20 protein-coding genes are annotated in these 23,665 nt (G+C 70.7%); 14 read left to right on the forward strand and 6 right to left on the reverse strand.

The window, feature by feature from the left end; translation table 11 throughout:
• Positions 1-79: 79 nt before the first annotated feature.
• The 3 genes from HF577_RS05045 to HF577_RS05055 all read right to left on the reverse strand — a co-directional run bounded on the left by HF577_RS05045 (position 80) and on the right by HF577_RS05055 (position 3,344).
• Entirely contained in the window at positions 80-1,042 is a 963-nt protein-coding gene (locus HF577_RS05045; protein ID WP_211173812.1) for an alpha/beta hydrolase, read from the reverse strand.
• Positions 1,043-1,182: 140 nt separating this feature from the next.
• Complete coding sequence (locus tag HF577_RS05050) at positions 1,183-1,944, reverse strand: helix-turn-helix domain-containing protein (protein WP_169394580.1); 762 nt, start codon at positions 1,942-1,944, stop codon at positions 1,183-1,185.
• 155 nt (positions 1,945-2,099) lie between these two features.
• A complete protein-coding gene (locus HF577_RS05055) occupies positions 2,100-3,344 on the reverse strand; it encodes an MFS transporter (protein ID WP_312858946.1) in 1,245 nt (414 codons plus the stop codon).
• 242 nt (positions 3,345-3,586) lie between these two features.
• On the opposite strand from HF577_RS05055, the gene HF577_RS05060 reads away from it, so the two are divergent.
• The 6 genes from HF577_RS05060 to HF577_RS05085 all read left to right on the forward strand — a co-directional run bounded on the left by HF577_RS05060 (position 3,587) and on the right by HF577_RS05085 (position 9,101).
• Complete coding sequence (locus tag HF577_RS05060) at positions 3,587-4,360, forward strand: class I SAM-dependent methyltransferase (RefSeq protein WP_169394546.1); 774 nt, start codon at positions 3,587-3,589, stop codon at positions 4,358-4,360.
• Positions 4,360-5,400 (forward strand): pyridoxal-phosphate dependent enzyme, encoded by a 1,041-nt coding sequence (locus tag HF577_RS05065; RefSeq protein ID WP_169394547.1) that lies wholly within the window; start codon positions 4,360-4,362, stop codon positions 5,398-5,400. The genes HF577_RS05060 and HF577_RS05065 overlap by 1 nt, the downstream gene beginning before the upstream one ends.
• A complete protein-coding gene (locus HF577_RS05070; RefSeq protein ID WP_169394548.1) occupies positions 5,397-6,206 on the forward strand; it encodes a Rossmann-like domain-containing protein in 810 nt (269 codons plus the stop codon). Before HF577_RS05065 ends, HF577_RS05070 begins: the two co-directional genes overlap by 4 nt.
• A gap of 71 nt (positions 6,207-6,277) precedes the next feature.
• The gene (locus HF577_RS05075; RefSeq protein ID WP_246265843.1) at positions 6,278-7,300 is read left to right on the forward strand and encodes a FecCD family ABC transporter permease; all 1,023 of its coding nucleotides are present in this window, start codon (positions 6,278-6,280) and stop codon (positions 7,298-7,300) included.
• Complete coding sequence (locus tag HF577_RS05080) at positions 7,300-8,109, forward strand: ABC transporter ATP-binding protein (protein WP_169394550.1); 810 nt, start codon at positions 7,300-7,302, stop codon at positions 8,107-8,109. Before HF577_RS05075 ends, HF577_RS05080 begins: the two co-directional genes overlap by 1 nt.
• Complete coding sequence (locus tag HF577_RS05085; protein WP_169394551.1) at positions 8,106-9,101, forward strand: ABC transporter substrate-binding protein; 996 nt, start codon at positions 8,106-8,108, stop codon at positions 9,099-9,101. The genes HF577_RS05080 and HF577_RS05085 overlap by 4 nt, the downstream gene beginning before the upstream one ends.
• A 554-nt stretch (positions 9,102-9,655) precedes the next feature.
• Here the strand turns inward: HF577_RS05085 and HF577_RS05090 are convergent.
• Positions 9,656-10,003 (reverse strand): transglycosylase family protein, encoded by a 348-nt coding sequence (locus tag HF577_RS05090; protein ID WP_169394552.1) that lies wholly within the window; start codon positions 10,001-10,003, stop codon positions 9,656-9,658.
• Between the two features lie 786 nt (positions 10,004-10,789).
• On the opposite strand from HF577_RS05090, the gene HF577_RS05095 reads away from it, so the two are divergent.
• From HF577_RS05095 to yjfF, 4 genes are read left to right on the forward strand one after another with little or no spacing between them, the layout of a single operon-like run.
• A complete protein-coding gene (locus tag HF577_RS05095) occupies positions 10,790-11,800 on the forward strand; it encodes an ABC transporter substrate-binding protein (protein WP_312858947.1) in 1,011 nt (336 codons plus the stop codon).
• A complete protein-coding gene (locus HF577_RS05100) occupies positions 11,800-13,320 on the forward strand; it encodes a sugar ABC transporter ATP-binding protein (protein ID WP_246265832.1) in 1,521 nt (506 codons plus the stop codon). The genes HF577_RS05095 and HF577_RS05100 overlap by 1 nt, the downstream gene beginning before the upstream one ends.
• Before the next feature lies 1 nt (position 13,321).
• Complete coding sequence (locus HF577_RS05105; RefSeq protein WP_407692184.1) at positions 13,322-14,362, forward strand: ABC transporter permease; 1,041 nt, start codon at positions 13,322-13,324, stop codon at positions 14,360-14,362.
• Entirely contained in the window at positions 14,359-15,354 is a 996-nt protein-coding gene (yjfF, locus tag HF577_RS05110) for a galactofuranose ABC transporter, permease protein YjfF (protein WP_312858948.1), read from the forward strand. Before HF577_RS05105 ends, yjfF begins: the two co-directional genes overlap by 4 nt.
• A gap of 15 nt (positions 15,355-15,369) precedes the next feature.
• On the opposite strand, the gene HF577_RS05115 is transcribed toward yjfF, so the two are convergent.
• Both HF577_RS05115 and HF577_RS05120 read right to left on the reverse strand, forming a co-directional pair.
• Complete coding sequence (locus HF577_RS05115) at positions 15,370-17,304, reverse strand: S9 family peptidase (protein WP_312858949.1); 1,935 nt, start codon at positions 17,302-17,304, stop codon at positions 15,370-15,372.
• Positions 17,305-17,441: 137 nt separating this feature from the next.
• Positions 17,442-17,873 (reverse strand): RidA family protein, encoded by a 432-nt coding sequence (locus tag HF577_RS05120; protein ID WP_169394554.1) that lies wholly within the window; start codon positions 17,871-17,873, stop codon positions 17,442-17,444.
• Positions 17,874-18,040: 167 nt separating this feature from the next.
• On the opposite strand from HF577_RS05120, the gene HF577_RS05125 reads away from it, so the two are divergent.
• The 4 genes from HF577_RS05125 to HF577_RS05140 all read left to right on the forward strand — a co-directional run bounded on the left by HF577_RS05125 (position 18,041) and on the right by HF577_RS05140 (position 23,472).
• Positions 18,041-18,766 (forward strand): helix-turn-helix domain-containing protein, encoded by a 726-nt coding sequence (locus HF577_RS05125; protein ID WP_169394555.1) that lies wholly within the window; start codon positions 18,041-18,043, stop codon positions 18,764-18,766.
• Between the two features lie 366 nt (positions 18,767-19,132).
• Positions 19,133-19,408 (forward strand): hypothetical protein, encoded by a 276-nt coding sequence (locus tag HF577_RS05130; protein ID WP_169394556.1) that lies wholly within the window; start codon positions 19,133-19,135, stop codon positions 19,406-19,408.
• A gap of 908 nt (positions 19,409-20,316) precedes the next feature.
• The gene (locus HF577_RS05135; protein WP_169394557.1) at positions 20,317-22,785 is read left to right on the forward strand and encodes a Pls/PosA family non-ribosomal peptide synthetase; all 2,469 of its coding nucleotides are present in this window, start codon (positions 20,317-20,319) and stop codon (positions 22,783-22,785) included.
• Positions 22,786-22,989: 204 nt separating this feature from the next.
• Entirely contained in the window at positions 22,990-23,472 is a 483-nt protein-coding gene (locus HF577_RS05140; protein WP_169394558.1) for a nuclear transport factor 2 family protein, read from the forward strand.
• The last annotated feature ends 193 nt before the right edge of the window (positions 23,473-23,665 follow it).

The following is a 23,665-nucleotide window of genomic DNA, read 5'->3' on the forward strand; positions in this document are numbered from 1 at the left end:
GGCCGGCTGACCTCGGGCCTGCACCGATGCCGTGACACCCCGCGGGACCCCGGCCGAGCAGTTGACCGGACGGTCCCGGTCAGCGTCGCCGAGCCGGGTGCAGGTGGCTGCGCAGGAAGGCGAGGATCTCCTGGCGCGCGGGGCGGGCGGCCGGTACGAGGCCGGGGGTGCTGAGGAAACTGTGGGTGGCCTTCGGGTAGCGGACCAGCCGGGCGTCGACGCCGTCCTCGCGGAGCCGTTCGACGTACCGGTGTCCGTGGTCGGCCAGCGGATCCAGCGCCGCCGTGACGACCAGGGTTGGCGGTAGATCAGCGAGGTTCTCGTACATGAGCGGAGACACGCTGCGTGGGTCGAGAGTGGGCGGCACGCTCAGCTTGCGGCCCGCGCGCAGCCGCGACAGCGGGAGCGTGGGGTTGTCAGCGTTCTCGCTGATCGAGGGATAGTCGGCCATGGTCCCGGTCCAGTCCGTGCTCGGATAGTTGAGCACCTGGGCACCGAGCGGTGGGCCGTCCTTCCGGGCGCGCAGTGCGATGAGCGCGGCGATCATCCCGCCGACACTCTCGCCCATGACCGCGACGGCGGCGGGGTCGACACCCCAGTCGACTGCGTCGTCGACAAGCCGGACGAGGGTGTCGTAGCCGTCCTCGACCGGCTGGGGCAGCGGGTGTTGCGGGGCCAACCGGTACTCCACCGAGACCACCACCGCTGGGCAGCGGGCCGCGAGATGGCTGTTGAGCCAGTCGTTCTGCGCGGCGGTGCCCGCGATGAAACCTCCACCGTGGAACGAGACGATCAGGGGTAGCGCCCGGTCGGCGTTCTTCGGGCGGTGTACCCGCAGCACCAGGCGGCGGCCCGGGAGATCGACCGTGGACTCCCCGATGCGGGCGCGTCTGGCCGGCAGGCCGGTGATGATCCGGGCGGCTCGTGACGACCCGTTGCGGTTGGCCGCGTCGCGCGCGGCGATCACCTCGTCCTGGGTCATGGCCTCCCAGTCATGGGCGTCCTTGAGAATGCGGGTGCCCAGTGGGGCTCTGCCTCTCATGGTGCGTGTCTCCCACCGTCCGGCAATGGCTCGAAAGCCACCGCGCGCTGTCACAGACGGCTGTCAGCATCACCGGCGTATCACCGGCTGTATTGGAGAAATGTCCCGCTCGGCCGGTCAGCGATGAGCGCCGATCCGGGTCAGACCCTGGGTGCTTGCTCCTGCGCAGTCCATGCGACGTCATCGACGGCGAGCCATGGCGCGACGGCCACGGCCGTGGCCGTCATGCCGGCAAAGGCCATGACATCCCGGCACAGGTGGGACTGATCGACGAAGCCGCTCTCAGCCGCCACCGACGCGGCGCTGTGCCCCGCAGCGAGGCGGTGCACCGCGTGGTCGAAACGGACCAGCGTCGCGGCGCGCTTGGGACTGAGACCGGTCTGTGCCCGGAACCGGGACCACAACCGCTTACGGCTCCATCCCACCTCGGTCGCCAACCGCTCGACCCTGACCTGGCCACGGCTCGACACGATCTGCGCCCAGGCGAAGGCGACCTCCGGATCCACCGCCCGGCCTGCCGCATGCCGCCGCGCGAGCGCTGCCTCCATGATCGCGAACCGGCCCTCCCACGACCCGGCAGCGCGCAGTTGCTCCCGGGTCCGCGCCGCGTCGCGCCCCCAGAACTCCTCGAGGGCGACCACCGTCGCGCCCAACCCCGGCGAGCCACCCAGCACCGCGTGCGCGACCACCGGCGAAAGCCGCACCTGGAGAAGGTCGACAGCGCTGCCGTGCCCTCGAACGGTGCCGGAGGTCAGGCCGACGACGACGTCGCCTTGCTGCCGCTCACCGCCGACGCCGTCGACGAGCAGCGCGTCGCCGAAGTCGATGAATACCGTCAGCGCCGGGTACGGGACGACCTGGAGCTCGACCGGACCTTCCGCTCGACCGCGGAACCCGGCCATGCTGACCCCTGTCGTGAGGCTCGGCGCCGGTGGGACCGCGACGTCCAACTCGACCCCGGCCACCCGAACCGACTCGACGGGTCGCATCCAGCCATGCTAGCGGCGCTGATCGTCCGAGTCGGGGCACGGCGGAGAGTCACCACGACCGGACGCGATCAGGCAGGCTCGGCCGGTTCCCGGGCCCGGGTGAATCCGCGGGCGCCGGGTGCCGCGGCGGCGGCGGCCGGGGCGAGGAGGCAGACCAGCGTGCACGCGAGCAGGACCGGTCCCGTGCCGAAGGTAGCCATCGCCGGGGCGATCAGGGCGAGCCCGAGCGGGGCGAGGCCGTAGGAGAACAGGAAGTCGATCGAGGAGACGCGGGCGAGCAGTCGTGGGTCGACCTCGCGCTGGGTCGCGGTGAACCACGGGACGTTGAACAGCTCGATGCCGATCCCCGTCACGACGTACGCGGCGACGACGAGGAGCGCCGGTACGGGCAGCAGCAGTGACAGCGGTGCGAGCGCGTAGAGGCCGAGACCGGCCAGCGCGACCCAGCCCGGCCACGGCGGCCGCCAGCGGGCGATGACCAGCGCGCCGAGCAGGGCACCAGCGGTGTAGCCCGTGGTGGCGGCGGCGAGCACGACCTCGGTGCCGTAGCGGTCGCGGGAGACGAGCGGCAGTGCGACGCCGGTTGCCGAGTAGCCGGTGGCGATCACTGCCGTCAACGCGCCGAGTCCGGCGAGGAACCACGGGTGGCGTCGCGCCTCCCGCAGCCCCTCACCGAACTCGCGGCCGAACGACGGCCGTTCGGGGCGGTTGGTGGCATCGGCTGCGCCTCGGGGTGGGACGAGGGCCGCGACGAGCCACAGGACTCCGGTGCCGACGACCAGCGCCCGGACGTCGGCCACGAGCGCGAGCAGTGCCGCGGCGCTCGGCGCGACCAGGACGGTGACGCGGACGGCGATGGTGACCGCCGCGTTGGCCTGCTGCCGCCTTCCGGGGTCGACGACCTCGGCGACCAGCGCCTGGAACGCCGGTCGGCATGCGCCCTGCCCGGCCCCGACGACTGCTGCTGCGGCGGCGGTCAGCAGGACCGAGCCGTCAACGCCGAGTGCGACGACCGGGCTGGCCAGCGCGGCCGCTCCGGCCGACCAGCCGACGACCCGCCGGCGCGGGTAGCGGTCGGCGAGTACCCCGGCGACCGGGACCGCCGCGAGGAACCCGAGCGTGCGGGCGGCCAGTGCGAGACCGAGCTCGACGGCGGTGACGAGGCCGTCGAGCAGCGCGAGGCCGACCAGAAACGGCAACGCCCAGGTGGCCAGACCGGAGGCCGTGGTCCCGATCCACAGCCGCAGGAACGCCGGCTCGCGCAGGACCGAGCGAGCCGGTGCGGCCGTGGCCGGTGGCGGCGGCGGTGTCACGCGCGACCGCTCTCGTCCAGGTGGGGGAGGTCCGCGGGCTGGAAGAGGTCGAGCAGCGCGCGCAGCTCGACACCCGTGAGCGGCGCAGTGCGGGGCATCCGAGTCCTCTCCGGGATGTCGGCCCAGGTTCCTGCAGCAGGCTTGCAAGAGAGAGAAGCATGCAGCATGAGCATCCGCGGCCTCCCCCTCCATGGTCAAGACTCCCTCTTGTTTTGGTAATGATAATCATTAACATAGCTCGCATGATCCCGACCCGCCCCGTGCTGCCGGGCGTCGCCGCCGACTGGGAGCTGCACGACCGGCTGCCCCAGACCCTGTCGCCCGACGTGATCCGTGCGATCAACCCGCCGAGCCGGGCCATCCACGAGCACCGCCGCTACTCGTGGAACGGGTGGGACTTCGAGCTCCCGCCCGGGGTGTTCCAGCCGGGTGCCACCAGCAGGCTGGTGCACAGCCGGCTGCTCGACGGCACGCTTCCGGTGGCGGGCCTGCGCTACGCCGCGATGGGGTCCGGGCTCGGGGTCGAGGCCGTGGTGGCCGGCGTGCGCGGGGCGGCGGCCGTGTACGCCCTCGACGTGCACCCGGAGAGTGTGCGGACCACGGTGAGGCACTTCGAGCGGATCGTGGGTCCGGCCGGCCCGCCGTTGCACCCGGTGGTCGCCGACGTCTGGGAAGGCTTTCCCGACGGCGTCCAGGTCGACGTGGTCACGTTCAACCCGCCCGCGATCGAGCTGCCGCTGTCGGACGACCCGGACATCGCGCGGAACCTCTGCGTAGGCCGCGAGATCGCGGCGCGGTTCTTCGCTCAGCTCGTGGGACGCGACCTGCTGGCGTCCGGTGGGGTCGTGTACCTGATCGTCTCCAACACCGCTCCGCTGCGCGAGATCGTGGCGATCGCGCTCGACGCCGGGTTCGGCGCCGAGGTCGTGCACGTGGAGGACTGGCCAGGCGACGACGTCCAGACGTACCTGTTCGCGCTGCGTCGCGCAGGCACCTGCCCGGTGTCCGACCGCTGATGCACCGGCACTACGCGGAAGCGATCGCGGATCCCGACCTCATCCAGATCGAACCGGGACTGGTGTGCCTGCGGTTCGAGATCATGAAGGTGCGCTCGGCCCTCGGCGCCGTGCGGCATCTGCTCGACGCCGGACTGGTGCGCCGCGGCGACACGCTCGTCGACAGTTCCAGCGGGATCTACGCGCACGCCCTCGCCCTGGCCTGCCACCGGCACGGCATGCGGTGCCACATCGTCGGCTCCACCACGGTGGACCGGACGTTGCGCGTGCAGCTCGAGATCCTCGGCGCGACGCTGGAGCAGGTGCGTCCGTCGGCGGACCTCAAGCTCGACCAGAACCTGCGGGTGCAGCGGGTGGGGGAGCTGTTGCTGGCGCACCCCGACTACCACTGGATGCGGCAGTACCACGACGGCGTGCACTACGTCGGCTACCGGTCGGTGGCCGACACGGTCGGGCAGGAGCTGCCGTCAGGCCCGCTCACCGTCGTGGGCGGCGTCGGAACCGGGGCGTCGACCGGAGCGCTGGCCACCTACCTGCGTCAGGCGGGTCGTGACGTCGAGCTGGTAGGGATCCAGCCGTTCGGCAGCGTCACCTTCGGCGCGGAGCACACCTCGGACCCGGACATGATCATCGCCGGCATCGGGAGCTCGATCGAGTTCCGCAACGTCCGTCGTGACCTGTACGACCGCCTGCACTGGATGGCGTTCACCTACGCGCGGGCCGGCGCCGTGGCGCTGCTGCGCACGAGCGGTGTGTTCGCCGGTCTCTCGGCCGGCGCCGCCTACCTGGTCGCCCGCCACGAGCGCCACCGGGCTCCGGACCGGACGGTGGTGTTCCTGTCGCCCGACACCGGGCACCGCTACGTCGACGCGGCCTTCGAAGGCCACGAGCGCGTCCCCGCGGTGGACGGCCTGGCCCCCGAATCCGTCGAGAGCGTGCACGACCTGGTCCTGCCCTGGTCGACCACCGACGTAGTTCCGGGTTCCCGTGGTGCCGACGCCCGGGATGCGCGGTCTCAGCGCGCGGGCACCCGGTCATGACGCCGGCGACGGTGGGCGTGCTCACGGCGGACGTCCTCGCCGGCCGGTACGGGCCCTCGCCGGCGGACCTGGTGGCGACCAGCGTGTTCTGGGTCCACCACGGCACGCGCCTCGCGGGCGGCACCACGACGTACCGCAACCAGTACCTGCTGGTCCGCGTCGGGGCGGTGTTCGGGGCCTGCGCCTTCGAGGCCGGGGAGGTCGATCCGGAGGTTTGCGCGGCCGCGTCGGGCAGTCCGCTGGACGTACTGCTGCGCGCCGGGCCGGGGGCGCTGCGGACCGCCGCCCTCGACGCCTACCTGGCTGCCCAAGCCCCGCACCGGGACTCGGTCGCGACGCCCGTCGTGCTCCCGGCCGGACCGCCCGAGGCCAGGGCCCAGGCCCGCGACACGGCCGTCGCCGGGCTGCTCGACGTGGCTCCTGGCGCGCGGGTGGCGCTGATCGGCGTGGTCAACCCGCTGGTCGCCGCCATCCGGGACCGCGGGGCCGAGCCCCTGCTCTGTGACCTGAACCTGCGGGTCACACAGTGGGGAGATCCGGTCACCGCCGTCATGGCCGACGTCCTCGAGACGGCGGACGCGGTGGTCGCCACCGGCATGACGCTTGGCAACGGCACGTTCGACCTGATCCTCGACCGTTGCCGGGAGCGGGCCGTCCCGCTGATCGTCTATGCGCAGACGGCCAGTGCGGTCGCCCGGGCTTTCGTCGGCGGTGGGGTCACCGCGCTGTCGGCCGAGCCCTTCCCGTTCTCGCAGTTCAGCGCCGACCCCACCGTCCTCTACCTCTACCGGGAAGGGCGCTCGTGACGGCGCCGCACGGCATCGACGCAGCCGCCGCGGCGCCCGCACGGCCTGCGGCCGGCCCGACGTCGGTCGGGTTGGTGGTCGCCGCAACCGGGCTCTTCCTGGTGCTGCTGGCCTCGATCGTCGTGGCGATCGGGCTCGGTCCTGCGGTGATCAGCCCGGGGGAGACCGCGCGCTACCTCTGGGCGGCGCTGAGCGGCGGCCGGATCTCCGCGTCCGAGGTCCCCGCCTACCAGATCATCTGGCAGGTGCGGACACCCCGGGTGCTCCTGGCCGCCGCCGTGGGCGCAGGCCTCGGGGTGGTCGGGGTGGCCGTCCAGGCCATGGTGCGCAACGCGCTGGCCGACCCGTTCGTCCTGGGCGTGTCGTCCGGGGCGTCGGTGGGGGCGGTCACCGTGATCGTCTTCGGGGTCCTGGCGGGCCTGGGCATCCACGCGGTGTCGATCGGAGCCTTCCTCGGCGCCGCACTGGCGTCGGTCCTGGTCTACGCGGCGTCGGTTACGCGGGCCGGGATCACGCCGTTGCGTCTGGTGCTGACCGGCATCGCGCTGTCCTTCGGGTTCCAGGCCGTGATGAGCGTGCTCATCTACCTCGCGCCGGACGGGGAGGCCACCAGCACCGTGCTGTTCTGGACGATGGGCAGCTTCGGCGCGGCCACGTGGCAGTCGCTGCCGGTGGTCGCCGCGGTCGTCGTGCTCGGCGCGGTGGTGCTGCGCCGGTACGGGCGCTCGCTGGACGCGATGGCTCTCGGCGACGAGACGGCGGTCAGCCTGGGAGTCGACACCACTGCGGTACGCACCGCCCTGTTCGTGCTGACCTCGCTGATGACCGGAGCGATGGTGGCCGTGAGCGGGGCGATCGGGTTCGTCGGGCTGGTCATGCCGCACCTGGTCCGCCTGGTGGTGGGGGCCGGCCACGCCAAGGTCCTGGTCGTCACCCCGCTGGTCGGAGCCGTCTTCATGGTGTGGGTCGACCTGCTCTCCCGCACCGTGGTCGCTCCACGTGAGCTGCCGCTCGGGGCGATCACCGCGCTCGTCGGGGTTCCGGTCTTCGTCGTCCTGATGCGTCGGCGCGGCTACCTGTTCGGCGGTCGCTGATGCGGCTTCAGCTGCGCGGGCTGACCGTCGAGGTCGCGGGCCGGGCCCTGGTCCGCGAACTCGACCTCGACGTCGGCAGCGGCGAGGTGGTCGGCCTGGTCGGCCCGAACGGGAGCGGCAAGTCCACGGCCTTGAGATGCGTCTACCGGGCGCTGCGCCCCACCCATGGCGCGGTGCTGCTGGACGGTGAGGACTCGGCGCGCCTGCGCCTGCGGGACAGCGCCCGCCGGGTGGCGGCGCTGACCCAGGAGAACGGCGCCGACCTCGACTTCACCGTCGCCGAGACCGTCGCACTCGGGCGCAGCCCTCACCAGCAGGGCAACCAGCCGCTCACCACCCGGGAACGTGAGCTGTGCGCGCGGGCGATGCACCAGCTCGACGTCGCACACCTGGCCCACCGCGGGGTGCTCTCCCTCTCCGGCGGGGAGCGCCAGCGCGTGCTCGCCGCCCGTGCGCTGGTGCAGGAACCGCGGGTGCTGGTCCTCGACGAGCCGACCAACCACCTCGACGTGCGTCACCAGATCGAGCTGCTGTCGCTGTTGCGCGGATCCGGACTGACGGTGCTGGTCGTCCTGCACGACCTGAACCTCGCCGCCGCCACCTGCAACCGCCTCGCCGTCCTCCTGGAGGGCTCGCTCGTGGCCGTGGGAGACCCGTGGGAGGTGCTCACGGCCGAACTCGTCCAGCGCGTCTTCGGCGTCGCGGCGACCGTCGTCCCGCACCCGCTGACCGGTGATCCGCAACTCCTCTACTCGCTCTCCCCGGCGAGCCCCGTTCCGTCACCCGCCTCGGAAGGAAGCCTCCCGTGACCCCGTCCCGGACCGTCCGGCACACCGCGCCGGTCGTCGCACTCTCGCTCCTGCTCGTCGGCTGCGGGGCCGAGGTCGTCCCACGGACCGACGCTCCGGCGCCCGTCACCGTTGCGCGCTGCGGCGAGGAGATCTCCTACCAGCGTCCGCAGCGGGCGGTCGCCTACGAGGCGGGGAGCGCGGACAAGCTGTTCAGCCTCGGCTTGACCGACGCCGTGCGCGGGTACGTGATGCCGCCCGCGAACCCGCCCGTGGAGGAGTCGCCGTGGGCGGCGGAGTACGCGCAGGTGGAGCTGCTCAGCCGCGACCTGCTCAACCGGGAGCTCGTGGTGGACGCCGGGGCCGACCTCGTCGTCGCCGGATGGCGTTCGGGCTTCAGCGACCAGCGCGGGATCACCCCTGAGATCCTCGACGGCCTCGGCATCCAGAGCTTCATGCACACCGAGACCTGCTACAACTATCCGAACTTCCCTGAACACCTGCCACCGTTCGAGGCCCTCTACACCGACCTGGACCGTCTCGGCCGGATCTTCGGCGTGGAGGAACGCGCGAGCGCCTACATCGCCGAGCTGCAGGGCAGGGTCGCCGCCGTCCGGCAGCAGGCCCCCCGCCTGGACCCGCCGCCGTCGGTGTTCCTCTACGACTCCGGCACCGACCGCCCGTTCACCGCAGCGAGCCAGGTGCCGCCGAACCAGATCATCGAGTTCGCGGGGGCGCGGAACATCTTCGCTGACCTCTCGGCGCGCTGGACCGACGTCGGATGGGAGGCGGTGGTCCAGGCCCAACCCGAGATCATCGTCATCCTCGACTACCAGGACCAGCCGGCCGAGGAGAAGATCGCCTTCCTCAAGGCGCACCCCGCCCTGCAGTCACTGCCGGCGATCCGGCACAACCGGTTCCACATCCTCGACTACAACGAGGCGATCAGCGGGCCGCGGATCGTCGACGGGGCGGAGCGGTTCGCCGAATACATGCACAGTTTCCGACGCTGAACCGTGGAGCCCTGTCCTGGTCGGCGCCGCTCATGTCCGCGGCCGGCGGCGAGATCTGCTGGAGAGCCGCGCTCGGGGTTTCGACCACTTCCCCGACGTTCACGCCTTGCTACCACAGAGGTGGAGCATTGGCTCCAGCCGCCCAGAACCCCGGAAAACTGACGGTGTCCACCGCCGTCATCACACTGTCGACGGCGTTCGTGGGATGCGTTGGCGCTTTCCTTAGTGCGTACCCACAACTCTCTGCGGTCTTTTCCGGCCAGCCGGTGGTCGAGAGGGACCTCGGAGAATCTTGGCGAGAATAAGCTCCCGGACGGGTATCCGGGATTTCCGCAGCTGCCGGCCGGCGCAACGATCGTGGATGAGATCGAGGTGACTCTCTCCGCGTGATCGGGGAAGGGCTGACGGCGAGGTCCGACGACAACGCGGGTAGGCGGGCGCGTGGCCCGCGGTCATCGAACTGGTCTACCCGGGCCCGCTCGAACCCGCCCGACGCCCGATCGGAAGCGGCGAGGGCAGGGGCGAGCGGAGCCCGAGCAGGAGCATGCGTCGGCTCAGCGGAGGCCGAGCTTGCTGGAACACACCGGCCATGCTTTCCAGCCCTGCCCGGCGAGCACGCGCTCGGCGACAGCGATCTGCTGCTCACGGCTGGCCTGGTGGGGCATGCCCTGGCCGCCGAATCCTCGCCAGGTGCTCAAGGTGAACTGCAGCCCACCGAAGAAACCGTTTCCGCTGTTGATCTTCCAGTTGCCGGTGCTCTCGCACTGGGCGAGCCTGTCCCACACGCTGGCGGGAGCGGCATTGGCGGTTCCGGCGATGGCGAGTGGGACGCCGAGTGCGACCGTGCCGGCCAGGGTGAGGCGCAGCAGGGTTCGACCCATGCGGGACTTGGGGGAATTCATTGTGATTTCTCCATGGCACACCCCGAGACGTACCTGCTCGTCGGCAGGTCGAGAACTGCCCGGCAAACGGGGTCCGGGTGTCTCGTCGAGTCGTGGGGGTCGTGGGGAACGACTCGAACAATTGTCGTCTCGGCCAGTCCCGATTCGGGATCGACGGACCGGAACCAGGGACTGGGGGCGGTGCGACGGTTCCGGATGTATTCCGGTCGCCCCTCGTCGGACGACCGCCACAGGACATTACGAGTTCCGTCCGCATGATCGGTGGGTGACCTATCTCACTTGATCAGGAGATGGAGTCGCCGATCTGGTGTATCGCCTGGTGGCAGAGGGGATGTGTCGAATGGATCACGATTGGTGGAATATATTCATTCCGAAACTAGTGGCATGGCGCACATGTTGCGTTATCCCGGCCATTCGTGGGGTGCCCGGTGGGCGATAGGGACCCGGCAGCGGGGGAGAAATAGGACGGGGGTGCGGTAGTCGCAACGACGACGACGACGGCGTCTCGGAGGGTCCTTGCCGGCGGGTCGCGGTCCGCTGGGAGCGCTGGTGTGGGCCCGGCCGGGCCCGCAACCTCCACCGGGTGCGACCCGGTCTGCTGCCTCGTCGGTGGAGGGGTCCGACGGGAGTTCGCCGCCGCACCGGAAGGGTCGCCGAGCACCGTCGGAGCGTGAACGACGGTTGCCGGGTCGTGACCGGCGGAGCCTTGACGCCGGGCGATGTTAGCGCTCACAGTTGCCGCTGATGCGATGTGGGTCACACCGAAGACGACGCCTGGGAGGCACTGTGCGCACGCGGACGACGTTGCCCGCACTCGGGAAGCTGGCCGCCCTTGCGGCAGCCGCGCTCGTACTCGCCGCCTGCGGAGGTGGGGGTGGCGGTGGCGGCGCCACCGCACCCGGCGCCGGCGCCGGCGGGGAGGCGCTCACGCTGGGCTTCTCTCAAGTGGGGGCCGAGAGCGGCTGGCGGACGGCCAACACCAAGTCGGTCCAGGATGCCGCGGGGGCAGCCGGGATCGAGCTGCAGTTCTCCGACGCCCAGCAGAAGCAGGAGAACCAGATCAAGGCGATTCGCTCGTTCATCCAGCAGCGCGTCGACGTGATCGCCTTCAGCCCGGTCGTCGAGTCGGGCTGGGACACCGTGCTGATGGAGGCCAAGCGCGCGAACATCCCGGTGATCCTCACCGACCGGGCCGTCGACTCGACCGACACCACGCTCTACAAGACCTTCCTCGGCTCGGACTTCGTGGAGGAGGGCCGCAAGGCCGGGCAGTGGCTGGTCGAGGACACCGCAGGCGGGAGCGGGCCGGTCAACATCGTGGAGCTGCAGGGCACCACGGGGTCGGCTCCGGCGATCGACCGCCAGGAGGGCTTCGCCGAGACGATCGCGCAGAACCCGGACCTGAAGGTGATCGCGTCGCAGACCGGCGACTTCACGCGGTCCGGCGGCCGACAGGTGATGGAGGCGTTCCTCAAGACGCACCCGGACATCGACGTCCTCTACGCCCACAACGACGACATGGGCCTGGGGGCGATCGAGGCGATCGAGGCCGCGGGCAAGGTGCCGGGCACCGACATCAAGATCATCACGGTGGATGCCGTCAAGGACGGCATGCAGGCGCTGGCCGACGGGAAGATCAACTACATCGTCGAGTGCAACCCGCTGCTCGGCCCGCAACTGATGGACCTCGTGAAGAAGGTCGCCGCGGGCGAGGAGGTGCCCCAGCGCGTCGTCACCGAGGAGACCACCTTCGACACCGCGGCCGCGAAGGCTGCGCTGCCGAGCCGGCAGTACTGATGGATCGCAGTGCCCTGGTGGAGATGACCGGCATCTCCGTGGCGTTCGGGCCGGTGCAGGCGCTGCAGTCGGTGGACCTGCGGCTGCACCCTGGCGAGGTGCACGCCCTGATGGGTGAGAACGGTGCCGGCAAGTCGACGCTGATCAAGACCCTCACCGGCGTGCACCCCGTCGACGCCGGGGAGATCCGGGTGCGGGGGGAGCCGGTGGCGTTCGCCGGGCCCGCCGCGGCCCAGGCGGCCGGGATCAGCACGGTCTACCAGGAGGTGAACCTCTGCCCGAACCTCTCGGTGGGCGAGAACCTGCTCCTGGGACGCGAGCCGCGCCGCGCTGGTCGCATCGACTGGCGCGGCGTGCGGCGGCGGGCTGCCGAGGTTCTGGGCCGGCTGCACCTGGACGTCGACCCGTCCTCGCCGCTCGGCGCGCACTCCATCGCACTGCAGCAGCTCGTCGCGATCGCGCGGGCGGTCGAGGTGGAGGCACGGGTGCTGGTGCTCGACGAGCCCACGTCGAGCCTGGACGCGTCCGAGGTGGCGGAGCTCTTCCGCGTGGTGCGTCGGCTGCGCGAGTCGGGCGTCGCGATCCTGTTCGTCTCGCACTTCATCGAGCAGGTCTTCGAGATCTCCGACCGGATGACCGTGCTGCGCAACGGCCGGTTGGTCGGCGAGTACGCCACGGCGGACATCTCGCGGAGGCAGCTGGTCTCGGCGATGGTGGGGCGCGAGCTGGAGGTGCTCGAGCAGTTGGACCGCGCCCCCGCCGAACCGGCCGCCGACGCCGAGCCCCCGGTCCTCGCGGCCACGGGGCTCGGGCGCCGCGGCGCCATCGAGCCGGTCGACCTCGCGGTGCGGCCCGGGGAGGTCGTCGGCCTGGCCGGGCTGCTCGGCTCGGGGCGCACCGAGCTCGCCCGGCTGCTGTTCGGCGCCGACCGCGCCGACACCGGTGAGCTCACGGTCGGTGGGCGCCCGGTGCGGCTGCGCACGCCGCGGGCCGCCATCGACGCGGGAATCGCCTTCAGCCCGGAGGACCGCAAGGCCGAGGGCGTGGTGGCGGACCTGTCGGTACGGGCGAACATCGTGCTCGCCATGCAGGCCTCCCGGGGCTGGATGCGCCGCATCCCGCGGCGCAAGCAGGACGAGCTCGCGCGGCGCTGGATCGAGCTGCTCGACATCCGCCCCGCCGACCCCGACGCCCTCCTGGGCAACCTGTCGGGCGGCAACCAGCAGAAGGTGCTGCTGGCGCGGTGGCTGATCACGCAGCCCCGGTTGCTCATCCTCGACGAGCCCACCCGGGGCATCGACGTCGGCGCGAAGGCCCAGATCCAGGCCCTCGTGGCCGAGCAGGCGCGGGAGGGCACCGCCGTCGTGTTCATCTCCGCGGAGCTCGACGAGGTGGTGCGCCTGTCCGACCGCGTGCTGGTACTGCGGGATCGACGGCCCGTCGCTCAGCTGGCAGGGGAGGACGTCGAACTGGACCGCGTCATGGAGCTGATCGCCACCGGGGGAGGCGCCCGTGCGTGACCTGCTGCGCAGACCGGTCTGGCCGCTCGTCGCGTTGTTGCTGCTCAACCTGGCGGTGATGCCGAGCTTCTTCGCCGTGCGCCTGCAGGACGGGCGGCTCTACGGCAGCCTGATCGACATCCTGCACAACGGCGCCCCGCTGGCGCTGGCCGCACTGGGCATGACGCTGGTGATCGCGACGCGCGGCATCGACCTGTCCGTCGGCACGGTCGTCGCGATCTCCGGCGCCGTGGCCTGCACATGGATCGCGAGCAGCCCGGACCCGGCGAGCCCCGGCACCGCGCTCACCGGGATCGGGCTCGCCCTCGCGCTGGCAGCGGCCCTCGGCGCGTGGAACGGGTTCCTCGTCGCCCGGCTCGGCATCCAACCGATCATCGCGACGCTCGTGCTGATGACGGCCGGCCGCGGGCTCGCCCAGCTCGTCACGGACGGGCAGATCATCACCGTGAACAACGGGTTCTTCGCGGGGATCAGCGGCAGCGCGCTGCTCGCCGTGCCGCTGACGGTGGTCGTCGCCGCCGCGGTGTACGCACTGGTGGCGCTCGTGACCCGGCGCACGGCACTGGGGACGCTCGTCGAGGCCGTCGGGATCAACCCCGAGGCCAGCCGGCTGGCCGGCGTGCGCTCGCAGAGCATCGTCTGGACGGTCTACGTCTTCGCGGCGCTGTGCGCGGCCGTGGCCGGGCTGATGATCAGCTCGAACGTCAACGCCGCCGACGCCAACAACGCCGGCCTGTGGCTGGAGCTCGACGCGATCCTCGCCGTCGTCATCGGCGGCACGTCGCTCGCCGGCGGCCGGTACTCGATCGCCGGCACGCTGCTCGGCGCGCTCACGATCCAGACGCTGACCACCACGATCTACTCAGTCGGCATCCCGCCGGAGGTGTCGCTGGTGTTCAAGGCGCTCGTCGTGATCCTCGTGTTCCTGGCGCAGGCACCGAAGGTCCGCGCGCTGATGCGACGGCGGCGCCGTCGCCGCGACGACGCCCCGCCGCCGGCAGCGACCGCTGTCCCGGCGGAGACCGCGGGGAGCGGGCGGTGACCGCGGTCGCCGAGCGGGTGCGGCACGCGGCCGGGCGCCGGGTGCCCACCCGCTTCCTGCCCGTGGTGGTGACGTTCGCGCTGTTCGTGCTGATGTTCGCCGGGGGAGGGCTGCGCTACGAGTCCTTCGCGTCCGGGCAGGTGCTGCTCAACCTGCTGATCGACAACTCGTTCCTGGTGGTGCTGGCCGTCGGGATGACGTTCGTGATCCTCACCGGGGGCATCGACCTGTCGGTCGGGTCGGTCGTCGCCCTCTCGACGATGGTGGCCGCCGCGCTGCTGCGCGCCGGCTGGTCGCCGGTCCTCGTCATGCTCGTGGTGCTGGTCGGCGGGGCCGTCTTCGGGCTCGCGATGGGCGCGGTGATCCACTACCTGGAGATCCAGCCCTTCATCGTCACGCTCGCCGGGATGTTCCTGGCCCGCGGCCTGTGCTACGTGATCGACCTCGAGTCGATCCCGATCGACGACCCGCTGTTCCGCACGATCGCGCAGACCGCGGTGCCGCTGGGCGGGGAGCTGTTCGTCAGCCCGAGCGTGCTCGTCGCGACCGTCGTGGTCGCGATCGCGGTGTACGTGCTGCACCTGACCCGGTTCGGGCGGACCGTCTACGCCGTCGGCGGCAACCCGCAGTCGGCGATGCTCATGGGGTTGCGGGTGGCGCAGGCCCGCGTCGGCGTGTACGTGATCAGCGGGGCCTGCTCGGCGCTCGCCGGGCTGCTGTTCACCTTCTACATGCTCTCGGGCTACAGCCTGCACGCCGTGGGGATGGAGCTCGATGCGATCGCCGCCGTCGTCATCGGGGGGACACTGCTCACCGGAGGTTCCGGGTTCGTGCTCGGCTCGGTGCTCGGCGTGCTGGTGCTCGGCACGATCCAGACGATCCTCTCGTTCGAGGGGACCCTCAGCTCCTGGTGGTCGCGGATCGTCATCGGTCTCCTGCTGCTGGTGTTCGTGGTCCTGCAGCGGGTGCTGGCGAGACGCGGCGTCGCCTGAGCCGGGGATGCACCCCTACCGTGCCGACGCCGGCGTGGAGGTCGAGCCGCCGAGGTGCTCGGCGAAGTGCCGCTCGACGGCGCGGTTGAGCCGCATCCGGTTCTCGGGATTGGCGAAGCCGTGGCCCTCGTCGTCGGCGACGAGGTACTCGACCGGCACGCCGCGCTCGCGCAGGGAGGCGACGATGGTGTCGGACTGGGCCCGCACGACGCGGACGTCGTTGGCGCCCTGGGCGACCAGCAGCGGGGTGCGGATCCGGTCGACCAGTGTGATCGGCGAGCGGGCGAGCATGTCGGCCTCCTGCTCGGGGATCTCCGGGTCGCCGACGTAGCGGTACCAGTTGTTGACGAAGTAGGGACGGCTGAACGGGGGCAGGGTGCGCAGGAGGTGGGCGAGGTCGGACACACCGACGTAGTCGACCGCGGCGGCGAAGCGCCCGGGGGTGACGGTGACGCCGACGAGGGCGGCGTAGCCGCCGTAGGAGCCGCCGTAGATGCCGACGCGGTCGGGGTCGGCGTAGCCCTGGGCGACGGCCCAGTCGACGGCGTCGAGCAGGTCGTCGTGCATGGCGCGGGCGAACTCGCCGATCGCGGCGGTGACGTGGCGGCGCCCGTAGCCGGTCGAGCCGCGGAAGTTGACCTGTAGCACGGCGTAGCCGCGGTTGGCCAGGAACTGCGCGTCCGGGCTGAAGCTCCAGGTGTCGTGGGACCAGGGTCCGCCGTGCACGAGCAGCACCAGCGGCAGGTTCTCGGGTGCGACGCCGACGGGCAGGGAGAGGTACGCGTGCAGCGGCAGCCCGTCGCGGGCCGGGAAGCCGACCGGCCGCATCGGGGCCAGGGTGGCGGGGTCGAGGTCGGGGTAGGCGCGGAACAGCTCGCGGCTCTCCCCGGTGGCGTGGTCGTAGAACCAGGTCACGGCCGGTTCCCGGTCGTGCACGTAGGTGGCGACCCAGCGTCGGCCCGCCTCGTCGGAGGACAGCGTGCCCAGCACGCCGTCGGAGAGCGTCGCGAGCCGGGCGTACACCTCGGCGAACTCGGGGTCGAGGACCTCGATGTGCGGGCGGTCGGCGACGAACCGGGCTGCCAGCACCTCGCCGTCGCGGCGGCCGGTGAACACGGTGGGCGGCAGCACCCCGGGCATCATCATGCCGGAGATGTCGAGGTCGTGGCCCTCGACGGCGGCGACCACGGTCTCCGCCCCGGTCTCCCGGTCGATGCGCACCAGGCGCAGGTGGTCGCCGTCCTGGAAGGAGCCGACGAGCAGGCCCGTCCCGTCGGGGGTGACCAGCTGGGGCTGCACGCCCATCGGGTGCTCCGCGCCACCGACGCTGGTCAGCGGGCGGACGTCCCCGGTCTCGGTGTCGACGGCGGAGATCTCGACCGTGCCGTCGCCTGCCGGGCGGAACCGGAAGGCCGGCCGGCCGTCGCGGTCGAGCAGGACGGTGTCGGCCGGGTCGGTCTGCTCGAGGTGCAGCGTGGTCGCGCCGGTGGCGACGTCGACCCGGAAGGTGTCGAAGAACAGCGGCCGCCGGTTCATCCAGACCAGCACCGTGCCGGGGTCCGACGGGAGCGACTCGACCCCGACCACCCGGGAGCCGGGGTCCATGGGGGTCAGGTCGACGGCAGGCTCGTCCGGGTGGTCGAGGTCGACGCGGTGCAGGTGCCAGTCCTCGTTGCCGTCGGTGTCCTGGAGGTAGAGCAGCCAGCGGGGGTCGTCGGTCCAGTGGTAGACGGTGATGCCGCGGCGGGTGTCGTGGGTGACGGGGACGGCGTCGGCGTGGGTCCGGTCGATGCCGCGGACCCAGATGTTGCGCCGCCCGCGGTGCGGGGCGAGGTAGGCGATGCGGGTGCCGTCCGGGGAGATGGTCGGAACGGCGAACTGCGGGTCGGCGAAGAGCGCCTCGATGTCGATCAGGTCGGGCGTCTTCTCGTCGGTCGCTGCGACGGTCACGAATCCTCCGATGAGTGGTGGGGCGGTGCCCCACCAGGCAGGTGGCGCTGAGCGACCAGGCAACACCGTGCCGTTGCGGCATGGTCAACACACCGAGCAGATCCGCAGCCGTGCCGGCGGTCTCACCCGCGGCCGGGTCAGACCCGGGCGACGAGTTTGATCTCGACGAGGAGCTCCCGGAACGCCAGGCGCGGGATCCCGATCATCGTGCTGGCGACCTGCGGGTCCGGTCGGCCGTAGGCCTCCTTGCGCACCGGTCCGGCGGCGGCGTCCGCGGCCTCGATGTCGACGACGTAGAGGACCTCGTCGACGACGTCCTCCAGCGAGGCGCCGAAGCGGGCGAGCAACCGGGCCGCGTTGGCGTAGCACTGACGCATCTGGGCGGCGGTGTTACCGGTGTCGGTGACCCGCCCGTCGGCGTCCGTGGGAGCCGGTGCGACGAGGTCGGACCCGTCGTGGGCGACCTGACCGGAGATGTAGATGGTGTCCCGGTGCTGGACCGCCTGGACGTAGCCGTATTTCGTCTCCCACGGCACACCGTGGGACTCCGTCTTCCTCGTCGTACTCATGAGCGTTGATTGTCGGCGAGCACCCGTCGGGTCAGTGTGCGGACAGATGCCGGATCGGTCGCCGCGGGTTGACGGACCCTCGAATCCGCGGCGGCTTTCCTCCGCCGCGGGCGTCGGTCATCGCCGAACCTTGATCATGCCGCTGCGGCAGGGTGTGGGATGGCCGCATGGCCTGGAGCACCCGTGAGCTCGCCGAACTGGCCGGTACCAGCCTGCGGGCGGTCCGGCACTACCACGAGGTCGGGCTGATCCCCGAGCCCGAGCGCCGCTCCAACGGCTACAAGCAGTACGGCGTCAGCCACCTCGTGCGACTGCTGCGGATCAAGCGGCTGGTCGATCTCGGGTTCTCGCTGTCGCAGATCGCCGCCATGGGCGACGACGACCACCACCCGGCGGAGGCGTTGCGCGCCCTCGACGCCGAGCTGGCCGCGACCGTCGAGCGGCTGCAGCGGGCGCGCGTCGAGCTCGGGCTGATCCTGCGCCACCACGCCCCGGCCGACCTGCCACCCGACATCGCCCCGGCGGCCGGTGGAGCGAGGCTGTCGGAGGCCGACCGGTCGCTGGTGTTGGTCATGACCCGGGTGATGGGGCCCAAGCACGTCGGTGCCTACGCCGAGATGCTGCGCACCGTGGCGGCCGACCCGACCGACGGGGAGTTCGACTCCCTGCCCGCCGACGCCGACGACGAGGTGCGCCAGGACCTGGCCGAACGCATGCTCCCGCACATCCGCCGGATCCGGGCCGAACACCCGGACCTGATGGCGCCCGACACCGAGGCCCCGCGCGGCGCGCGGTTCGTCGCCGAGACGGCAGCCGCCGCCATGCAGGAGCTCTACAACCCGGCTCAGCTGGATGTCATCCGACGGGTCGGCGCACTCCTGAAGGACCCGTGAACCGACGCCCGTCGCCGCAGCGCCGAATCCCGTGACGTACCGGACGAGCGCGACGGTCGGAGGATCGGGAACACCGCGATCGTCTACGCGGCGTAGAAAGGTCTGTGGGCGGTCGGTGCATCTGGCCGCCTGGTCGGACACATCGGATCTCGGAGACTCAGTGGTCATGTTCACGCCGATCGGCACGTCCCGGCAGGTGGAGCTCGTCGTCACAACCGGACGTGGCGAACGCCGCACGCAGGAGTCCGGCGGTTCGTCGCGCCGTCGCTCGATCTTCTGGGGGCTATGACAGTGCTCGCGCCCCACTTCGCTGCGGCCGCGGACCGTGTCGCCACGACCGCAGCGCCAGTGACGTCCGGGATCACCGTGACGGAGGCCATCGCCATCTTCGTCGGGATTCCGGCCCTACTGGTCCTGATCATCACCGCGGCCGTCTACGCCTCCACCGGCGGGAGCCGGCGGCGCCACGCCGCGTGGAAGCGCCGGCCCGTCGACCACATCGGCGGTGCGCGCCCGTCCGCGGATCCGGGGACGGCAGGATCCGTGCCGGCCCAGCCGTCTCCGGACAGACAGCCCGATGCAGCGGGCCCAGCCGGCGCCGAGGCGGCATCGCCCCGGCCGGCCGAAGAGGGGTCCGCGTGAGCGTGGCGCCCGTACGGGGTGCAGCACCGACCGGGGACGCGGCCTCGGGTCGCTGACCCACCACACCCGAACTGCCGCGTCCTCAGCGCCATAGGCCGAGGGCGCGCCGGAGATCGAGACCGTCGGCACGAGATGCGGAAGCCGGCGCAGCCGTTTTGCGGTATCCTTCTGCCTCTTCTCGTACCGACCGGCGATCAACCGGTCGCGCTGATACGGGGAATCTGCGCCTTTTCTCAAGACCGAGCAAAACTCCCGCTGCCGGCATTACCTCGACACAACGTCTCCGTGCGCGGGCGTGGGTTTCGATTGGTGGACGCCGCCTCGCGGTGGCGCATGACCCCGGCCGGGCCGCGTATTCCCGCAAGGGTGGAAAGTCACTGTGCCCTCCCGATCGACCGCGCTGATCGGTGGCTTGCCGGGCCATACCCGTACGTAAACCGGTGCGCCATGGTTCAGGTTCCAGCCCTTCGGTACTTGTGATCTGAAAGCATCGGACTTCGCTTGACAGCGTCGCGATGACCGTGGCTACTCTGGAGTCACCACCGGTTGCACCCCGTGCGGCGGCAGCACCGCCCTTTGCACGTCACCGGGTCTCCGGGCGTCCCGCAGCGTGGCCCGACGCGAGGAACAAGACCAGCCATGCCCTTCGTTCGACGATCTACCCGGGTCGGTTTCCCGGCTCCGTCATAGAACCTGCCCAGCGATTGGCCGAAGCTCCATCCAGGCCGGCCACAGTCCCAGGTCCCCGCAGTCGCGGACGACACCGCGGGTCCTTCTCAGGGATTCGACGCGCGCTGCCGGCAGGCGTCGCCGAAACGCATCGGCATGGCTAACCCTGGAATGAAGGAGTCGAACTCGTGGGGGAACTTGCCGAGGCTTCCGATCCGCATGCAGCTGAAGCCTCACGCATGCCCGCCGGGCGCATCAGCCCGACAGCCAGCATCAAGCAGAAGCTCGGCGACGTGCTGGCGGAGATCATGCACACCGATCGAGTGTCCGCAGACAGTAACTTCTTCGACGACCTGGGCGCCGACTCGCTGCTGATGGCCCAGTTCTGCGCACGGATCAGGAAGCGAGCCGACCTGCCGGCCGTGTCGATGAAGGACGTCTACCGGCATCCGACCATCAGGAGCCTGGCAACAGCGCTCGCGGAACCCGCGTCCGCCCCCGCGGAGTCGCCGGTTGCGGCGTCGCCCGAGGTGACGGCGCCGGCGAGCAGGGTGGAGTACATCGTCTGCGGAACGCTGCAGTTCCTGATCTACCTCGGCTACTCGTTCCTCGTCGCGATCGTTCTCGAGGAGGGCTACGACTGGGTCTCCGCCGCCCCCGGCGTGGCCGACATCTACCTGCGGTCGGTCCTGTTCGGTGCGCCGACCTTCCTCGGCCTGTGCATTCTTCCCATCGTGGCGAAGTGGGTGCTCGTCGGGAGGTGGAAGCCCCGGCAGATCCGCATCTGGAGCCTGACCTACGTCCGCTTCTGGACCGTGCGGATGCTCGTCCGCGCGAGCCCGATGATCCTCTTCGTCGGCTCGCCGCTCTACGTGCTCTACCTGAGAGCGCTCGGCGCGCACATCGGGCGGGGGGTCGCGATCCTCTCCCGGGACGTGCCGGTCTGCGCCGACCTGCTCACCGTCGGCGACGGCACCGTGATCCGCAAGGACTCGTACTTCACGTGCTACCGCGCCCACGCCGGCCTCATCCAGACCGGTCCGGTCACCCTCGGCAAGAACGCCTACGTCGGCGAGTCCACGGTGATCGACATCGGGACGGCGATGGGCGACGGGACGCAGCTCGGCCATTCCTCCTCCCTGCACAGCGGGCAGTCCGTGCCGGACGGCGAACGCTGGCACGGGTCTCCCGCTCGGCGCACCACAGCGAACTACCAGACGATCGAGCAGCAGGCCGGCGCCGGCGCGCTGCGGAAGGCCGTCTCCGCGATCCTGCAACTGCTGGGACTGCTGCTCGTGGTGCTGCCGGTGCTGATCGGCGGCGCCGCGTTCCTGCTCCTCGCCATCCCACGGGTGGCCACCCTGCTCGGAGCAGGTGCACTGGACCTGGTCGACTGGAAGTTCTACGTCTACGCCCTGGCCGCGTCCTTCGTCATCTTCTTCGGCCTGGTTCTCGTGGGCTTCCTGGTCGTGACCACCGTCCCGCGCCTGCTCGGCCTCGCCATCACGCCGGACAAGGTCTATTCGCTGTACGGCTTCCACGCCGCGCTGCACCGGGCGATCACGCTGATGACGAACCTGCGCTTCTTCACCTACCTGTTCGGCGACAGCTCCTACATCGTCAACTACCTGAACTGGCTCGGGGGCAAGGTGTCCCGGGCCGAGCAGACCGGGTCCAACTTCGGCCTGGAGGTGAAGCACGAGACCCCGTTCATGACCACGGTCGGCGCCGGAACGATGGTGGCCGACGGACTGTCGATCATCAACGCCGACTACTCGAACACGTCCTTCCGGGTCTCCCGGGCGAGGATCGGTGCCCACGTCTTCCTCGGCAACAACGTCGCCTTTCCCGCCCGGAACCGCCTGGGCGACAACACCCTGGTGGCCTCGAAGGCCATGGTGCCCATCGACGGACCCGTCCGGGAGAACGTCGGGCTGCTGGGGTCGCCCAGCTTCGAGATCCCGCGGACGGTCCACCGCGACAGCAAGTTCGACCACCTGCGCAGCGGGGACGAGCTGCGTCGCCGCCTCTCGGTCAAGAACAGGCACAACCTCCGGAGCATGGGGATGTACCTGCTCGTGCGGTGGGTCTACTTCTTCGGTGCCGTCGTACTGTTCCTGGCCGCCGACGAGCTCTACGGCCGGTGGGGTGCCTGGGTGAACGTGCCGGCCGACGTCCTCCTCCTGTCGAGCGTGCTGTACTTCGTACTGATCGAGCGTGCGATCACCGGGTTCCGCACTCTGCAGCCCCGGTACTGCTCGATCTACGACCCGTACTTCTGGTGGCACGAGCGGTTCTGGAAGGTGCCCGCGATGGGCTACCTCCTCCGGGTTTTCGACGGCACCCCGTTCAAGAGCATGATCTGGCGGCTGCTGGGCACGCGGGTCGGGAAGCGGCTGTTCGACGACGGTTGCGCACTGCCGGAGAGGTCGCTCGTGACGATCGGCGACGACGTCACCCTCAACGTGCATTCGAAGATCCAGTGCCACTCCCAGGAGGACGGCGCCTTCAAGTCCGACCGCATCATGATCGGGTCCGGGTGCACCCTGGGCGTCGGCGCGTTCGTCATGTACGGCGCGACGCTGGGTGACGGCGCGGAGCTCGAGCCCGACTCGTACCTGATGAAGGGCGAGGACGTTCCCCCGCACGCTCGGTGGGGCGGGAACCCGGCAACGGACTTCCGGGCGGAGAACGAGCGGGCGGCCTGACGACCGCGACCCTGGCCAACATCGTGGACCGGGCATTCCAGACCATTCCGGAGTCTGGGATGTCCGGTCTCGCATCAGTTCAGTAGAAAAATGCTGGGATCGAGGGCGACGATGTAAGAAGCAAAGCGCGTATGATTCGGTCGAAGGCGGCGCTCCCGATGGGCATTGCCAGGCGATCCATGGCCAACGATGAGGGGAACGCGCATGCGCAGGAGCAGAGTCGTACTGGCGGGGATTCTTTCTCTGGCGGCTGTCCTCCTGATCCCCGCGACAGCTTCCGCCGAGACCGCGCGTCAGCCGGGCCTGAGCACCACGCAGAAGGCGGCCCTGCTGACCGATTTCGGAACAGCGCTCAGGAATATCGACCCCGGAGCCATGGCTGCGGTGGTGACACCGAACGTGGTCTGGAACTTTCCCGGGACCAGCGTGGAGTCCGGCCGGGCACGAGGGGTGAAGCAGATCATCGCCCGAGCCAAGGTCCAACACGATTTCGGTCTGACGATCACGGTGGAGCATGTCACCTTCGCCGCACATGACATGCTGGCGGAGTTCCATACTCATGCCCAGCGAAACGGGAAGACGCTGGACGAGTACGTGATCGACGACTTCCAGTTCCGCGACGGCAGGATCTCGCACATCGACAGCGGCGTATCTGAGGTCAATGGCGTCAACAGCTTCTTCTCGTGAGCCCACCCGGGGGCGGCGGCTCGGCTCGGACGCTCAGGCCGGCACGGCCTTCGCGGAGTTCCAGAGCACGCCGAGGTTGAGGCGGTTCGGGTAGCGCTCGACCATGGCCTCGTAGAGGGCCGGTCATCAGCGGGTCCACGAGGACCGCGTCGCGTTCGGCGGCGATCAGCGTCGACGCGGTGGGCGACCACAT

This window comes from Pseudonocardia xinjiangensis, from assembly GCF_012911925.1.
Classification (GTDB): domain Bacteria; phylum Actinomycetota; class Actinomycetes; order Mycobacteriales; family Pseudonocardiaceae; genus Pseudonocardia; species Pseudonocardia xinjiangensis.

Excerpts from the sequence above, each read along its gene's own strand:
- HF577_RS05140 (WP_169394558.1), top strand. The coding sequence starts at position 22,990 with ATGCGCAGGAGCAGAGTCGTACTGGCGGGGATTCTTTCTCTGGCGGCT.
- HF577_RS05065 (WP_169394547.1), top strand. The coding sequence starts at position 4,360 with ATGCACCGGCACTACGCGGAAGCGATCGCGGATCCCGACCTCATCCAG.
- HF577_RS05090 (WP_169394552.1), bottom strand. The coding sequence starts at position 10,003 with ATGAATTCCCCCAAGTCCCGCATGGGTCGAACCCTGCTGCGCCTCACC.
- HF577_RS05120 (WP_169394554.1), bottom strand. The coding sequence starts at position 17,873 with ATGAGTACGACGAGGAAGACGGAGTCCCACGGTGTGCCGTGGGAGACG.
- HF577_RS05045 (WP_211173812.1), bottom strand. The coding sequence starts at position 1,042 with ATGAGAGGCAGAGCCCCACTGGGCACCCGCATTCTCAAGGACGCCCAT.
- HF577_RS05135 (WP_169394557.1), top strand. The coding sequence starts at position 20,317 with ATGCCCGCCGGGCGCATCAGCCCGACAGCCAGCATCAAGCAGAAGCTC.
- HF577_RS05080 (WP_169394550.1), top strand. The coding sequence starts at position 7,300 with ATGCGGCTTCAGCTGCGCGGGCTGACCGTCGAGGTCGCGGGCCGGGCC.
- HF577_RS05100 (WP_246265832.1), top strand. The coding sequence starts at position 11,800 with ATGGATCGCAGTGCCCTGGTGGAGATGACCGGCATCTCCGTGGCGTTC.
- HF577_RS05125 (WP_169394555.1), top strand. The coding sequence starts at position 18,041 with ATGGCCTGGAGCACCCGTGAGCTCGCCGAACTGGCCGGTACCAGCCTG.
- HF577_RS05050 (WP_169394580.1), bottom strand. The coding sequence starts at position 1,944 with ATGGCCGGGTTCCGCGGTCGAGCGGAAGGTCCGGTCGAGCTCCAGGTC.
- HF577_RS05070 (WP_169394548.1), top strand. The coding sequence starts at position 5,397 with ATGACGCCGGCGACGGTGGGCGTGCTCACGGCGGACGTCCTCGCCGGC.
- HF577_RS05060 (WP_169394546.1), top strand. The coding sequence starts at position 3,587 with ATGATCCCGACCCGCCCCGTGCTGCCGGGCGTCGCCGCCGACTGGGAG.